Annotated in this window: 13 protein-coding genes; 5 read left to right on the plus strand and 8 right to left on the minus strand. The window is 46.1% G+C overall.

All coding sequences use genetic code 11. The features are described from left to right. The first annotated feature begins 372 nt into the window (after positions 1-372). From NDI34_RS11525 to NDI34_RS11540, 4 genes are all read left to right on the plus strand, one after another. Positions 373-1,719 (plus strand): TldD/PmbA family protein, encoded by a 1,347-nt coding sequence (locus tag NDI34_RS11525; protein ID WP_348232742.1) that lies wholly within the window; start codon positions 373-375, stop codon positions 1,717-1,719. Between the two features lie 409 nt (positions 1,720-2,128). Then, positions 2,129-3,562 carry an alkaline phosphatase D family protein gene (locus tag NDI34_RS11530; protein ID WP_348232710.1) on the plus strand — a complete coding sequence of 478 codons (1,434 nt, stop codon included), beginning with the start codon at positions 2,129-2,131 and terminating at the stop codon, positions 3,560-3,562. A gap of 180 nt (positions 3,563-3,742) precedes the next feature. Then, positions 3,743-4,738 carry an L-lactate dehydrogenase gene (locus tag NDI34_RS11535; protein ID WP_190528502.1) on the plus strand — a complete coding sequence of 332 codons (996 nt, stop codon included), beginning with the start codon at positions 3,743-3,745 and terminating at the stop codon, positions 4,736-4,738. Between the two features lie 850 nt (positions 4,739-5,588). After that, positions 5,589-5,783: an NblA/ycf18 family protein gene (locus NDI34_RS11540; RefSeq protein ID WP_190412666.1), complete on the plus strand. Its 195-nt coding sequence runs from the start codon at positions 5,589-5,591 to the stop codon at positions 5,781-5,783. A 563-nt stretch (positions 5,784-6,346) separates the two neighbouring features. On the opposite strand, the gene NDI34_RS11545 is transcribed toward NDI34_RS11540, so the two are convergent. From NDI34_RS11545 to patD, 8 genes are all read right to left on the minus strand, one after another. After that, the gene (locus tag NDI34_RS11545) at positions 6,347-7,885 is read right to left on the minus strand and encodes a serine/threonine-protein kinase (RefSeq protein WP_190412665.1); all 1,539 of its coding nucleotides are present in this window, start codon (positions 7,883-7,885) and stop codon (positions 6,347-6,349) included. Between the two features lie 273 nt (positions 7,886-8,158). After that, positions 8,159-8,614, minus strand: coding sequence for a hypothetical protein (locus NDI34_RS11550; RefSeq protein ID WP_190412887.1), 456 nt, complete (start codon positions 8,612-8,614; stop codon positions 8,159-8,161). Positions 8,615-8,858: 244 nt separating this feature from the next. Beyond that, positions 8,859-9,290, minus strand: coding sequence for a hypothetical protein (locus NDI34_RS11555; protein ID WP_348232711.1), 432 nt, complete (start codon positions 9,288-9,290; stop codon positions 8,859-8,861). Positions 9,291-9,667: 377 nt separating this feature from the next. Next, the gene (gene rpsU, locus NDI34_RS11560; RefSeq protein ID WP_190412664.1) at positions 9,668-9,850 is read right to left on the minus strand and encodes a 30S ribosomal protein S21; all 183 of its coding nucleotides are present in this window, start codon (positions 9,848-9,850) and stop codon (positions 9,668-9,670) included. A 33-nt stretch (positions 9,851-9,883) separates the two neighbouring features. After that, positions 9,884-10,231, minus strand: a complete 348-nt coding sequence (locus tag NDI34_RS11565) for an RNA-binding protein (RefSeq protein WP_190412663.1) — start codon at positions 10,229-10,231, stop codon at positions 9,884-9,886. 183 nt (positions 10,232-10,414) lie between these two features. Further along, complete coding sequence (locus NDI34_RS11570; protein ID WP_348232712.1) at positions 10,415-12,073, minus strand: ABC transporter ATP-binding protein; 1,659 nt, start codon at positions 12,071-12,073, stop codon at positions 10,415-10,417. 64 nt (positions 12,074-12,137) lie between these two features. Next, positions 12,138-12,707 (minus strand): zf-TFIIB domain-containing protein, encoded by a 570-nt coding sequence (locus tag NDI34_RS11575; protein WP_190412661.1) that lies wholly within the window; start codon positions 12,705-12,707, stop codon positions 12,138-12,140. 166 nt (positions 12,708-12,873) lie between these two features. Continuing rightward, positions 12,874-13,263, minus strand: a complete 390-nt coding sequence (gene patD, locus NDI34_RS11580; RefSeq protein ID WP_190412660.1) for a heterocyst frequency control protein PatD — start codon at positions 13,261-13,263, stop codon at positions 12,874-12,876. A 375-nt stretch (positions 13,264-13,638) separates the two neighbouring features. Here patD and NDI34_RS11585 point away from each other — a divergent pair, with 375 nt between their 5' ends. Continuing rightward, positions 13,639-15,945 carry a bifunctional (p)ppGpp synthetase/guanosine-3',5'-bis(diphosphate) 3'-pyrophosphohydrolase gene (locus NDI34_RS11585; protein WP_190412659.1) on the plus strand — a complete coding sequence of 769 codons (2,307 nt, stop codon included), beginning with the start codon at positions 13,639-13,641 and terminating at the stop codon, positions 15,943-15,945. Positions 15,946-15,983: the final 38 nt, after the last annotated feature.

The following is a 15,983-nucleotide window of genomic DNA, read 5'->3' on the forward strand; positions in this document are numbered from 1 at the left end:
GGCTAGAAGCGGGATTCCAGGAGGAAATTTTTCGCATTCTCTCGTAGGTCATATTTCGCCTCTATGCCAGGGTTGCAAAATAATATTGTTTCTTGTCAATATTATCTTTAGTTCCCTGTTTTAGCATAAATGTAATATTTTGTAACCGGAGTAGAGCAAGCTGGGATAACCTATTGAGATGTAAACCTAGAAAACTCACGTACATCAGAACTACTGACTGTTGCAGCGTTGCTGAATTTACGAATAATCTGGCACTCTGGAATAGAGCTTTTAATTATTTTGTTAATTGGCATTTGAAAAGCCTCGCACCCGAAATCTAAACGCGATCGCATCGCTTCATCCCACACTCAAACATAGACGCATCTAAGGATTATCGTGATAACAACAGCACCCAGTTTAATCAGTAAAGATCGGGCGATATCTCTATTAGAAGAAGTTATTAAACAATCGGAAGCAGAAGAGGTATTTGTCAGCCTCAGCACTGGTGAAGAATCCCTCAGCCGTTTCTCGGAAAATCAGATTAGCCAGAATATTAGTAGCACTCAGTTTAAGCTTACTATCACCAGTTACTTCGGACGCAAGAGTGCCTCTAGTTCTACGACAGATTTCGATTCAGATGCGATCGCATCCGCCATCAAACGCTCGGAAGAACTCGCCCGTTTTGCCCCAGAAGATCCGGAGTGGGTGCCACTGCTAGAACCTCAAGTTTACGAAGATCGCATCCCAGCCTTCGATGAGGTAACGGCAACCCTTTCACCGCTAGCACGAGGCGAAATTATCCAGCGTGTGTGTGCCATGAGTGCGAAGGCAGGAGTGGATGGTTCGGGAACGTTGAGTACAGAGATGAACTTATATGCGATCGCGAATTCGCGGGGACTACGCGCTTGCAATCAAACTACAGAGGCAGATTTCAGCTTTACCTCTCGCATTGGGGATGGTTCCTCGTGGTCTAATCGCTCCGCGTGGGCGCTTGAACAGTTGCCAATTGAGGAATTAACCCAGCAGCTAATTGAGCGGGCAATCAAGTCGCGCCAACCCCGCGAAGTCCATCCTGGCGCATATCCAGTTGTCTTTGATGGAGCCGCTTTCGCCGCTTTGCTCCCTTGGCTCGCCTGGAATTTGGATGCACGCGCAGCAGATGAAGGGCGGTCGTTTATGTCTCGCACTGATGAGTCAGGCAAACCCGCTGGTAACCGTTTGGGCGAAGCAATGTTTAGCCCCATCGTACAAGTACAGCGAAATGCCGCTCATCCTCTGTTGCAGTTAGGCACTTTCTTTGGCGATGGATTAAGCAATGACTACAAAGAAGTCATTCAGGACGGTATCCCTCAAACGCTTTCCTACAGCCGCTACTGGGCGGCACAGCAGGGCAAAAAGCCGACAGGCGCGATGTATCCAATTGTGATGACTGGCTCAGATCGAAGTCTAGCTGACCTAATCGCCCAGACAGAGCGAGGAATTTTGGTGAGTCGGGCCTGGTACGTGCGCTATGTGAATCCTCGATCATTAGTCGTAACGGGAATGAGTCGTGATGGCACCTTCTGGATCGAGGATGGTCAAATTGCTTACCCAATTAAAAACTTGCGCTTTAACCAGAGTTTGCCTGAAATGCTGCGGGATGTGGATGCTCTGAGTACAGTCCAACGCTATGGCAGCAGTGTTGTGCCTGGGGTGCGAGTGGGGGCGTTTAATTTTAGCAGCGTGACTGACAGCGTTTGATTTATAGAGGTTCTGGGCAGCAGTTTAGAATCCAAAATAAGCAGCCAGAGGAATAACGCGCGATCGCAAAGTATATCACGCCGATGATTCGGTTCCTTGTGTTTGTCGCCTAAATGTCCGCTAAACCATCAATATCAACCGTTTCTAGTTAATATTGAAATTCGCAGACATTCTATCAAAGCCGAGTTTCAATTTGACCTTGTCCCACCTCAATTTTTATGACCCCGAACAGCGCCCCTGGCCCAATTCCCGTCTCGATTGTGCCAGTATCATTGGGCATACTACTCCCACTAGCACCCGCCTGTGGTTCCGGGCGTCTTCTCCTGGAGATTACTGGCTAGTATTTTCTCGCCATCGAATTCCTACCAATGGCACTCCGGAGATAATCAACGACGAAAAAGGGCATTGGTTGCGATTAACCTCTCCAAGTACTTCCCAAGAAATTTATAGCGTTACTCTTGTCCCACTCCAACTTAATCAAGAGCATGACTTAACAGGTGTAGTAGACCTAAAAAATCTCCAACCCGATACTCGCTATTATTACGCTTTATTTCACTTGGATAGAGAAAAACCCTGGGAACTGGGCAACGAACAAAACCTGTCATTTCAAACCTTTCCAGAACATCCCACAGAGGTGAATTTTGGGATGTTCAGTTGCCATATGCCTTACGACGAGCATCAGCTCCTCAATTTGGAAATGTGGGATAAATTTAAGCAAGAATTATTGGATACAAATGCAAATTTTTTGATAGGTACTGGCGACCAAGTATATGTGGATGGAGAAGGAAATAAACAATTAAATATCTGGAGCTGGTTGAAGAAGAACAAAAAACAAAACCCTTCTAAAACCGATATGATTTCCTGGTATCGAGATATCTATCGGGGTTATTGGGGCATCCCCCAGGTGCAACAACTTTTTCAAACTTTTCCCACCTATATGATATGGGATGACCATGAAATTATGGATGGCTGGGGTTCTTATACACCCAATGAATTAGCCGCACAGCTAGATACTTCATGGCAGTTGCGAAATACTCAAGAACATTTGCGGCTAGCAAATGAAATGTTTGAGGCTGCTAAGCAAGTTTATCAAGAATACGAACATTCTCATAATCCTCCTACAGATACCAGTATTGATCAATTTGACTATCAGTTCAATTGTGGATTCTGTAGTTTTTATGTATTAGATATGAGGGGACATCATGATTATAATCGGCAAGAGCTGCGTCTTTTAGGTGCCGAGCAGTGGAAACGTTTTGACGGTTGGCTAAATTCCCAATATGATTCTGAATCCCGCGTTTTATTTATTGTGTCGCCAGTTCCAGTCGTTCACTTTAAGAGCTTTGCTGTTAATAATTTAGACATCCCCTATTGGAAGTACACTGATGATTTACGAGATCATTGGGATCATAAATCTAATTGGGCAGAACGAGACCAACTATTGAAGAAGGTTTTTGAGATTTCACAAAAAACCAAGAAACCTATAGTATTTTTGAGCGGAGATGTACACATGGGAGCCGCTTTCAAGTTATCCCACGAGGAATCTCCATCGGCTAAAGTGTTTCAGCTTACTTCTAGCGGTATCGCCTATGCATCTTTAAGTAAATTTGCTATGAACATATTACAAAAGATAGTCATTGATGAAAATTTTATTGAAAGTAATGAAACTAAAATTCCCTACAAAATAGAAAAAATATATGTATGTACTAAAAATAATTTTAGCTTGCTTCATGTAAAACAACTTGCCGATGGAGAGTTATCTATTATTTTTGATTTGTTTAGTATTGACTACGATAATAAAACTTTTGATAGAGAAAGAATCGAGTTAAACAAGGTTTCATAGAAGTAGCGACTTGTTTAAATTAACGCCGTGGTTTAGCGTTTCCAAAACATTCTGGAGACGCTAAAAGCCTGTTGTTGAGACACAATGATAAAAATAATTAAAGGAAAAGAAGGTTAGCTTTATCTGAAAAGGATTGGTTTTCGATATCATTACATCAACGACATTTTCCATCAGATAGATATGTTTGAAGAATTATTTACAACCCCTACCGAGACTAATCTTGACTTAGCGATCGCTCGTCGTCCCCGGAAGGGAGTCATTATTGGTGCAGGTCAGGTAGGAATGGCTTGCGCTTACTCAATCCTGATTCAAAACACCTTGGATGAAATGGTGATTGTTGATGTTAATCGAGAAAAGCTAGAAGGGGAAGTCATGGATTTAGTCCACGGGCTACCCTTTGTCGAACCCAGCTTAGTACGAGCAGGAACCCTAGAAGAGGGGGAAAATGCGGATATTGTAATTGTTACAGCAGGAGCAAAACAAAAGCCTGGAGAAAATCGGTTAAGTTTGGTGCAGCGCAACATCGAAATCTTTAAAAATTTGATTCCAGAAATCGTGAGATGTTCTCCAGGAGCGATTCTCTTAATCGTCTCGAATCCAGTAGATATCATGACCTATGTTTCCTGGAAGCTTTCTGGGTTGCCGAGTTCTAGTGTGATTGGTTCGGGCACGGTGTTAGATACAGCTCGTTTTCGCTATCTGTTAGCCCAAAAGTTACAAGTTGACCCGCGTAGTTTGCACGCATACATTATTGGGGAACATGGAGACAGTGAAGTTCCCGTTTGGAGCAAAGCCAATATTGCGGGAATGAATTTATTAGATGTTCATGACAATAATGATTTAACGAAAACTGCACAAATTGACGAGATTTTTCAACAGGTCAAGAACGCTGCCTATGAGATTATCCAACGCAAAGGAGCAACTTGCTACGCGATTGGTTTAGGGGTTACTCAGATTGTGCAAGCAATTTTACGCAATCAAAACAGAGTTTTGACTGTTAGTAGTTTGATAAATGGTCTTCACGGAATTAATGATGTTTGTCTGAGTTTGCCTGCGGTCGTAAATCGTCAGGGTGTTACCAGGGTTCTGAATTTCTCTTTGACCCCTACAGAGTCAGAACAATTGCAACGATCTAGTCAAATCCTGCGCCAAACGATTCAGCAAGTCAACCTTTAATCTCTCAGATATCAGTTTAAGAGGATATTTGAAAAGTAGTATAGCCATTTTAAATAGAATGGCACTGACATAAGAGCCTTGAGATAAATCCCTCACCTTAAAGCTTTCAACGTGTTTTCACAGGTTGAAAGCTTTTGTTCTGGCAGTATTTTAGTCAGTTTTAACTGACCTTAGCTCTTAGCCCAAACTTTAGTTTAGGGTTTTAGTTCAGGGCTTAAGTCAGCGCCATTCATCTTAAATCATTCATGAAATCTTCCATCTCTTTTCTTCCTCTTCCTTAGCGCTATGCAGTGCGAAGGCGCGAGCTGAGCGCCATACAGGCCCACTACGAGATCGCCAACGCGATTAATTCTGACAACCCTTGAGGATTGCTCAATGAGCCTATCGTAGAGGCGGCTACCGCATGAGTTACCCAAATGCAGAAAAGGGGTACAGATGGATGGTGCCATAACCGACTTCTCAGACATCCTCTGGTTGGGTAGAGTCCCTTGAGAGAGCAAATGTGTTGAATGCAATGTGTTTAGGGAACTGCATTGCGTCTCCACTGGTTGAAGAGCGGCACTGCTATGGCTTAGTAAGTATATTTACTTAGCCGTTTGTTCGTGATGAGCAATTTTCCCTCCAACAACTTGCTAAAACTACCTCAACCCTAGATGAAACTTTCTGGGTGCATATTCCATCTTTGGGATCAACTGAAGTATACACAAAGAAAGATGGGCATTTTGTCAAATTATTGTTATCTTTCGTAATAACAGGGAAATGGTTAGACGGTTCAGCGATGTTCAGCCCTTACCCTGTGAGTGCTTCAGCGATTGATAAACATACACTCTCTCTAAAGTCGGAGCTTACCATGAACCAACCTATCGAACTGTCTCTCGAACAACAATTCAGCATCCGTTCCTTTGAAAGCCAAGTGGAGAATATGAGCCGCGAACAAGCTCAGCACTTCTTGGTCAAACTCTATGAACAAATGGTGATGCGCGAAGCTACATACAAGCATCTTCTGAAGCACCAATGGGGCTTAGAGCCAAATCCTCAGGAATAGAGTATCCGTGTCGCAGTGGGCGACCTCCGTCTCTTGCTTTGTTCCTCAGGGGAAAGAAGCTGGGGGTGCTGGGGCGTCAACTTCAGTTTCAAGAAAGTTGAGTTTTAGGAAATTGCTTACGGTTGGAAGCGTTGTCTATTTAAATATCCGAAGGACAAAGATAATATCTTGTAGTAAGGAAGCGTGTTTAAGTAGATGAACGTAGACCAAGATTTCTCGGTTGGCGTGTCAAGCTTGCTGAATTGGTACCGATTTTTCAGAGTTTTGACATGAAGTTGAATAGTTTATGACAAGTTTGGCAGTACTGGCATAAGCGAAACTGGTTTTTTGAGTTTAGGTTTTCGTACTACAAAAATTTTCATACTACAAAAATAAATGCGACAGCTTGATCGCTGTGCAGACATGAGCGAAAGCAAGAACCACTGGCGAATAGACGCTTTGCAGGCACGCCTGCGGGCATAGGCGACGCGATCGCATCAAGTGTAAAATTAAAAATAATCAAGCGCGAGTCTATTGGACTCTCCATGAACTCCTGACTCTCTTGCCCTAACTCAGCACCCAGACTAGCCTGAGATATCCGAAGAATAATCTCCGGTCTGAACAGATTCCAGCTTCATCAAAATCTTGGGCTTTAGCTTCTCAAACTCTTGCTTGAGCAGACTTTTACTCATTTGGGGCTGAGCCACTGAGGGTAAGGTTTGGCTTGTATTTGCCCACTCTTGCAACATTTGGCGTTGGACCGGGGCAATTGTGGAAATCATTACATTCGCGCACCGATGCGGTTCTTCTAAAGCAAAGAACAAAATCCGGTAAATCCCGTTTTCTCCCAGTTGTCGCACAATATCCTGACCCATAGAAGTTTTTAGATCCAGGTAGCAACTGAGCCAGCGAGGGCCTTGTTCGCGGTTGTGCAAGGCGGTAATCCACAGCAGCATAGGATGAGGAGACATCAAAAACAGAAACTGATTGTAGCGAGTGCTGATCAGGCGATTCTGAATTTCCGGTTTGTGAAGCATGACCCACAGGGTAGGCAAAACTTCGCGGCTAGTGCGAAGTAGATGGGGAAATACAATCTCTGCAATTGGTTTGTTTTTAGGCCAGGAAGTTAAGCGGCAGACTTCATCGGCTGTCGGGGCGTTCTTAGGTTTGGGATCGGCTACGACGGGCAGTTTAGATAAAACTTCTCCAATCCGCTGACCTAATTGCCGACCTTGACCAAAACGTTGCTCCAATGGCTCTAATGCTTGCAACACTTGAGCCGCATTTTGGGGGCGATCGCTAGGGACTTTTGCCAAACAGCTCATCACTAAGCTTTCTAGAGATTTTGGCAATTTTAGATCGGGATTAACCGAATCAAAAGTTCTTGGGGGGATAAAGTGATGAGCTTTATACCAGCCGCCAAACGAGTGAGTCTCTGCCATTAAGGGCATCTCAGCCGTCAACATCTCAAACATCATTACGCCCAGACTATAAATGTCAGAGCGTTTATCCAGTTCTCTGCCCTCCATTTGTTCTGGAGAACAATAAGCTAAAGTGCCCATAAACGAGTTAGTCTGAGCGATGTCGGACTGGAGCAGCTTGGCGATGCCAAAATCCAGAATCTTGACTAACTCACCTAAAGTCGTATCTTGAACGACTGTAATATTACTAGGCTTTATATCCCGATGAATAATCGGACAGACTTCACCATCTATGAGGATGCCCTGGTGAGCGCATTGTAGCCCTAAACAAATTTGGCGAGTGATATTCAAAAATCGGGGCAAGGACAGGGGCCGGTCTTTGAGAACCTCGCTCAGACTCTCCCCTTGGAGAAATTCCATGACGTAGAACGGGATTTCGTTCTCGTCCACGCCATAATCCCTGACTCGGACAATGTGAATACTTTTTTCTCCCAAAACAGCGCAGATGGTTGCTTCTCGCTCAAAGCGATCGCGCATTTTTTGGTTTAGTAGCGTCTGAGAGAGGAACTTAACCGCGACGGTGACACCTCCCAGTAACATATCCCTGGCTTGATACACTCGACCCATTGCGCCTTTGCCTACCAACCCTAAGAGTTGATAGCGATTGGCGAGTAAGCGATCGGTGTTGGGGTCTGTCATCATAATTTGGCTCCTAAAATCGGGAGCATTTGTAATATTTAACTATAGGGAACTATTAACTTTATCTCAAAGGATGAAGTCTTATGTCTTCAGGATGGAGTTTTAAGCCTTCAAGCGAAAACAGATATTGAGTTCCACGCAAGAAACCGGAAAGACCAGTAAACGTTCTTTCCTACTTCATACCTCTTACTTTATATTTCCCAAATTCCGCTTCATATTTCACACTTTATACTTCTTACTGACCATCTAGAGCCTGAAGCTGAATTTCTAGAGCGATCAAGAATATGATTGTGGCTGACGCTCCATCGTTGCTTCCATCGTGCTAGTCAAATAATGACCCGCCATGATGCCACTAGAAAGGTAGTAGGTATTCTCATTGAGACGGTGCAAGGTATCGAAACCAGTGCGCCGCTGGCGATCGCCTAATACCCAGTAACGCTGAACGATCGAATCTGGCGTAACCCAGCCCTCGCCCTCAACACGACCTAAAAGATTGTGCTGTAGTACATAGGTATATTGGCGTTCCCCAGCATCAAATCGCCCACGATATTGTAAAGAAATTTCCTCGCGGGCGCTGCCTGGAAAGCTCAGCTTTGTCACCATTGTGAACCAGTTTTCTCGACCCCAGGCCACTAATGTTCTGCCACTCACGGTGATTGGCATCTCGTGACGCTCCAGCCAATTTCCTTGGAGCGTCCATCGTCCTGCCTCCATTAAAAAGGTGTGACCCACGGTTGTCACCTTGCTGCCTGCTTGAAACGCCGCCTTTAAACGATTCTTCCCTTCCAGGATGAATATTCAAGGCGACAAGTAAGTTTAGTATAACCGGAGTCTTGGGACGTAAAGTGGAATACGCTTGTGCGGCTTTATCCCAAAATCAAACTAAGGAATCTTTTATAATTCTAGTCCCTCGCTCCCCAGGACAGTTTATCAATGTTATCTATGATATCGAAAGATTTTCAGGTGAAATCCGGCCTTATATTCCGGCTCTTCTACTCCTAGACACCTCTGCACCTCGGTTCTTCGGTTCCGGAAGTATCGCGGGAACGAAAGATTGAGACTTTGAAGAGTCTGCTATCTTCAAAGCAGAATGAGTCCAAGCATCATTGGACAAAGGCCCTTCGGATACTTTAAATTCAAATGGATGAGGGGGGTCTTGAACAAGCGACAGGGAACCCCGATCGTGCGCTTTCACTAAGCTGACGACCCAAGGTAGAAAGTCTAAGATTTCCTCTGGTAGTACAGTTAACTCGAAGTACCAACCCTGATTAAGTCCTCGACATTCCCTTCCCCATTGTGCCGTTGTGACTCTACCAGCGCTCTTATTAATCGCCACTCTTAAAAGAAATGGGCGTTGAGGAATTAACTTGTCTGGTGCAGTGTATGCGTAAATACTTATATAGTTCACTTGGCTCCGATTGTCTATCCAAGATGCAATCGGAAAATTACTACTATAGGAACTTCCAGTAACTCTTACTGGCACATTCATAGCAGTAGCAAAGAGAGAATAGAACTCACGCCTTAGGTCAGCGATAATACGTATTGCTTCTGGGGTCATGCTTGCTAAAATTTGTAGAGAAAAATACAAGAAATGGCTCTATTTCAAAACTTGTGATGGTGATGCCTTTAAATTTTGCTTTAAAGCCTCACCAGCTTTTGAAATAGAGCCTAAGCAAAGATCGCTTGATAGCAAGCTGTTAAACGCTCTTGAGGCTGCGTTGTGCTGAAGAATGTTACAGATGAAGTTATTAATCTGTCTTAAACTCGATTTTCGGACGGTAAGACTTAATAGCGGAAACGCTTCTTACGCCTTCTCGCGATCGCTTTGCGCTTGCGTTTTTCCAAAGGAGTCTCAAAGTGACGTTGCCGTCTTATATCTGGAAAAATCCCTGCTTTAGAGACTTGACGCTTAAATCGGCGCAGGGCTGACTCAATGCCTTCATTTTCGCCTACAACTACTTGGGTCATCCGGTGTCCTCCTAAACTATTTGATTAATTGCATTAGTAGCGTCGATAGCCGCCACCACCACCGCCGCCGCCGCCACCGCCACCGCCTCTATTGTTGCCGCCCCAGCCACCACCAGGACGACCTCCGCCTCCTTTATCCTCACGAGGCTTAGCTTTGTTCACTTTTAGCTCTCGTCCCATCCACTCAGCGCCGTTGAGAGCTTCAATGGCGGCAGTTTCTTCAGTTTCTGTATCCATTTCCACAAAAGCAAAACCACGCATCCGACCTGTCTCGCGATCGGTTGGCAACTGAACCCGCTTAACGGTTCCATACTCAGCAAAAACATTGCTGAGGTCGTCTTGCGTAACTTCGTAGGATAGGTTGCCTACATAGATTGACATGGAATGTCTCCAGAATCAAAAAAGTGGTGTAGAGAGTTAGATCCGGAGAAACTGCCTGTCAGTAGAAATAACAAACACTACAGCCGAATATAAGTCTATGTTTAAGGATTTTAACACACCATTTAGTCCCTGACTCTGAAGCCGATCGTAGATGCCATGTTGTGCTGACCAGTCAAAACAATTCTATTTTGGCTGCTGCGATACCAGTAAAGGGGCGGCTTGTAGCAACGTCTGGGTGTAGGGGTGCTGGGGATTCGTAAAAATCTCGTGGGTTGAGCCGAGTTCGACAATACGACCGGCATTCATAACTGCAATGCGATCGCACAAAAATCTTGCCACCGAGAGGTCGTGAGTAATAAACAAATACGTTAAATCGAATTCCCGCTTTAACTCTAACATTAACTCCAGTACTTGTGTCTGGACGCTAGCATCTAGCATACTCACCGGCTCATCGCAGATTAGCAGTTTGGGTCGAGTAATCAAAGCACGAGCGATCGCAACCCGTTGCTGCTGTCCCCCCGACAAATCCGAGGGATACCGCTGATAATACTCGCTTGTAGGTGTTAAACCTACTCGCTCTAGCATCTGCATTACCTGCACTTTCGCCTCATCGGGGCTAGCCAGTTTGTGGATAAACAGGGGATCGGCAATACTTTCACCGACTGTCATCAGCGGATTGAGACAAGCATGGGGATCTTGAAACACCATTTGCATTTGCCGTCGCGATGCCCTCACGGCTTTAGTAGACATCTGAGCTAAATCCTGTCCCAGAAACTCAACACTTCCTCTCGTTGGGCGAATTAACTGCAAGATCGTCCGGGACAAGGTACTTTTGCCGCATCCAGATTCTCCCACTAAGCCTAAAATTTCCCCCGGATAAAGTTCCAAGTTGATATCATCTACCGCTTTAATAACGGGGACATTTTTGGAAAGAAACTGTCCGATAAAATTGCTCTCTAAGGTATAGTACTGCTGCAAATTTTTGATTCGCAGGAGGGGGGTTGGTAATGAATGATTGCTCTTCGGCTCCTCAACTTCCGTGTCATATTTCCTGATGTGAAAAGCCGCGTCCAAAAGCGATCGCGTATATTCGTGTTGCGGTTGCCGAAAGATAGACTGGGGTGAGCCAGTTTCTACCATCTTCCCGGCATACATCACCGCAATGCGATCGCAATACTCTCCCACCATTGCCAAATCATGAGAAATCAGCAACAGTGCCATCTCCCTTTCCCGGCACAGTCGCGTCAATTCTTGTAAAATCTGTGCGGCTACGGTTACGTCCAAACTGGTCGTAGGTTCATCTGCCACAATTAACTTTGGGTTGAGAAGCAAAGCCAGCGCGATCGCGACTCGTTGCCGCATTCCTCCACTAAACTCATGAGGATACTGCGACCATCGACTTGCCGGGATCTTCACCGCATCCAAGGTTTCGAGTACCTTTTCTTTCATCTGTTGCCGTGACAGATGAGGTTGATGACTCCGGAGCGTTTCCAGACAGTGCTTCCCAATCGTCATCAGGGGATCGAGGCGCGTCATCGGATCTTGAAACACCAGCGCCACCGCTTCCCCCCGAAACCGCCGTAACTGTGCCGGAGTCAGATCGAACACGGAATTCCCAGCAAACGTCACCCGCCCCTCAATGCGAGACGAAGCTGGTAACAAGCGCATCGCCGCCCTTCCCAGAGTTGATTTACCGCAGCCCGATTCTCCCACTAATCCCAGTTTCTCTCCAGGTTCTAAAGTGAAAGAGACATCATCCACTGCCCAAGAAGGCATGACAGTAGATCGACGGCTGGGATAAGCAACCCGCAGATTTTCTACACAAAACAGGCTCTCAGTCATTCGGTAACGGGGAATAAGTAATGGGTGATGAACAATTAGTAATCCAACAAGGTCGCAATTTCCGCTATTTTGTGACGCCTACTTGCCGCATCAGATAAGCGACACCAAAATCTCCATTCGGATGTTTTGCTAACTGTTCCGCCAGCTCAAACACACGCGCTGCCAATTCGGGACCGAGTTTTTCCATTGTGGCTTCACGTTCTTTCTCGGATTGTTGCTGTTTTTCCACCTTGATCTGCCATTCACTGGAAAACAGCTGCTCAATCGTGGTGTGCAACCCTAATTGAGATAGTACCTCCCACTCCCCGCGATCGCACCAAATCCCATTACAATTCAGGCAACGCTCTACATAAAACGGCGTTTTCAGCCTTACCTTGGCGCGAGATAAATAACGACCGCACTCCGGACACAGTGCTGCTTTGGTATCAAAGGGAGACTGCACAAAATCCACATTTAGGATTTGAGCGATAGATTCCGGATCTGCGGGAGTCAGTTCCGGTTGCTGTGCTTGCCATGCTTCGTATTCCGCAGAGGGAATCCAGGTTCCCTTGCAATCGGTGCAGTGTTTTACAGCTAAATTTCCCGCTAGGGTGCCATCGAGTAGCGATACACTCTTACATTTTGGACAGTTCACCAGTTTTTCTTCCTCTCCTAGTTTAATTTTTTATTAATTTACTCTGTTTTTTCGGACATCTTGCACTTGCACCAGGACAGCGACTCCTGCGATCCCTTGCTGTCAAAGCGGGTGGGTTTATCAAGGCAATCTGCGAGATACCAGAGAAAGCCGGTGAAATCCGCCCTTATATTTCTCCCTGGCTTTCCCGATCTCCGTCTGCTTGCAGGAGGGCTTGACAGTAGCCAATCAGGGTTGATAAGCGATCGCTTATCGCCGCTTGTCGAGGATTAGCGGTTGCCGAACGGCGAGACGCCTGCAAAAATGTCATATCCATCTCTAAAAGTCGCAGCGCTCGATAGATTTCCGTCTGGAAAGACCTCCACCGAGGCTCAATCTCTGGGTCTAATTCATCACCCGTCAAACTGGTAATTTGCTGTGCAAAAACTTGTTTGACGTGTTGAAATTTTTCACCGATCCCTTCTTGTTCTTGATTAGCGGCTGTCATTGTATGCAGCAGCTGTTCTAGAGCTGTCAAAAGTTCCTGATAACGTTGTTGGTAAGACTGAGGCAACATTGGCACGTTGTTCCGCTAGAATCAATGTAAAGAATTTTGTCTATTCAACAAGGCAATTGCTAAGCACCAGCTAACTGGTGTAGGCTTGCAATCTTCAAGCAAGCTTTAGGTAAGGGCAAGAGCGATACGTCGCACCGGAAGCGCGACGCGCAGTAAGCGTAGGCATTAGCCAAGCGGTATCTTGGTGGATCGCTCTATTTCTGACAATATTCTTACCCTCGACCCTTGACAATTGAAAATCCAAAATTCAGCGAACCTAGGGACTCTTCAATGCAGACCCTAGGAGATCCCCTTTTAGCCTCTAGACAAAATCATTTTCCACGTCAGCACAACTCCTCGCTATTTTTACTCTTTATGCTCGACCTGCTCAACACTATGAACTCACAAGCTCCAACTTCTACAATTAGTTGTGTCATTCCTGACTGGCTACAGGAATGTTTGATTGCACGCCATGAGGACAATCAAACCACCAAACAGCCCACAACGTCCGAAGGGGGAAGTGTCAAAGTTTTCCCAACGCCTGCGGACGCTGATTTAATCTGTCGCGCCTTTGAATTTGCTTATCAGTTACACGAAGGTCAGACTCGTAAATCAGGGGAAGCTTACATCTGTCACCCGGTCGCCGTTGCTGGTCTTTTGCGAGACCTAGGCGGTGGCGCTGCCATGATTGCGGCTGGCTTTCTGCACGATGTGGTAGAAGATACGCCCGTCACCCTCGACGAAATCGAACAGCGCTTTGGCTCAGAAGTGCGGCTGCTGGTAGACGGTGTCACCAAACTTTCTAAATTTTCAGAAACCTTTTCCAGCAAGACCGAACGCCAAGCTGAGAACTTCCGCCGAATGTTTCTGGCAATGGCTCAAGATATTCGGGTAATTGTGGTGAAGCTAGCCGACCGGCTGCATAATATGCGAACGCTAGAACACCTGCCTGATGCTAAACGGCGGCGAATTGCTCAGGAAACGCGAGAAATCTTCGCACCGCTGGCAAATCGCTTGGGGATCGGACGATTTAAGTGGGAACTGGAAGATTTGACGTTTAAGTATCTCGAACCCGAAGCCTACCGGCAAATACAAGAGTTGGTGGCAGAAAAACGGGCAGACAGAGAGATTCGATTGGCGAACGTCAAAGAAATTCTGCGGCAGGGACTCGCCTCATCTAGTATTACCTGCCTTGACATCAGCGGGCGTCCCAAGCATTTGTATGGGATTTACCAGAAGATGCAGCGGCAACAGAAGGAATTTCACGAAATCTACGATTTGGCAGCAATTCGGATGATTGTCCAGACGAATGAAGAATGCTACCGCGCCTTAGCTGTCGTTCACGATGCCTTCCGACCGATCCCCGGTCGGTTTAAAGACTACATTGGTTTACCTAAGCCCAACCGCTATCAGTCTCTGCATACGGTAGTCCTCGGAATTACGGGTCGTCCCTTAGAGGTGCAAATTCGGACTTTGGAAATGCATCACATTGCCGAGTACGGGATTGCGGCTCATTGGAAATATAAGGAAACGGGGAATTCCAACCGTACCCAAATGACCGCAACCGATGAGAAGTTTACCTGGCTGCGGCAGCTCTTGGAATGGCAAAGCGATCTCAAGGATGCTCAGGAATATCTGGAAAACGTCAAAGACAACTTATTTGACGATGATGTTTATGTGTTTACGCCCCAAGGGGATGTGGTGCCTCTAACTGGGGGTAGCACTCCCGTCGATTTCGCTTACCGGATTCATACAGAAGTGGGGAATCACTGTGCGGGGGCGCGGGTCAACGGACGGATGGTGACGCTGGACACGCTGCTGAGGAATGGAGACATTGTTGAAATTATCACTCAGAAAAATAGCCGTCCCAGTTTAGATTGGCTGAATTTTGTGGTGACAACTGGGGCGAAAAACCGGATTCGTCAATGGTACAAGCGATCGCATCGGGATGAAAATATTACTCGCGGTCGAGAACTCCTAGAAAAAGAATTGGGCAAAAGTGGCTTTGAATCTCTGCTGAAGTCAACCCCCATGCAGTCGGTCGCCGAACGATGTAATTACCACAGCGTCGATGATTTATTGGCTGCTCTGGGTTACGGGGAAGTCACTCTCAACCTGGTAGTCAATCGCATTCGAGAAGCCGTGAAAGCAACTCAAACGATTGCGACTGCCCCCGACCCAATAAAAGATTTTGCAGCGGCTGTTGCACTTCCAACCTCGAAAAGTCCCATCCCAGCTCCCAGCACCAAAACGCCTATCGCTGGTGTGGAAGGGTTACTGTATCATCGTGCTGGATGTTGCGGGCCGCTCCCCGGTGAAGCGATTATTGGTGCAGTCACACGCGATCGCGGAATTTCCATTCACCGCCAAGGGTGCAATAATGTGGCGAATGTCCTAGGCGATCGCTTAGTCCCCGTTAGCTGGAACCCCACCGACTCAAGCGGACGTCCTCAAACCTATCAAGTTAGCATTCAAATTGAAGTGCTTGACCGCGTCGGAGTCTTTAACGATATCCTGTCCCGTTTAAGCGATGACAATATTAATGTGCGGGGTGCAGGCGTGAAAACATCCGACGGGCGACCGGCAATCATCGACCTATGCATTGATATCCGCGATCTCCAACAACTGGAGCGGTGTTTTACCCAAATTCGCCAAATCAGCGACGTTCTCAATTTACGTCGCTTCGGTCAAGGATGTGAATAGAGATACTGCGGTGATTCGTCATTCGCCACTGGTAATAG

It is taken from the genome of Trichocoleus sp. DQ-U1 (assembly GCF_039961925.1).
Classification (GTDB): Bacteria; Cyanobacteriota; Cyanobacteriia; order Cyanobacteriales; family FACHB-T130; genus FACHB-T130.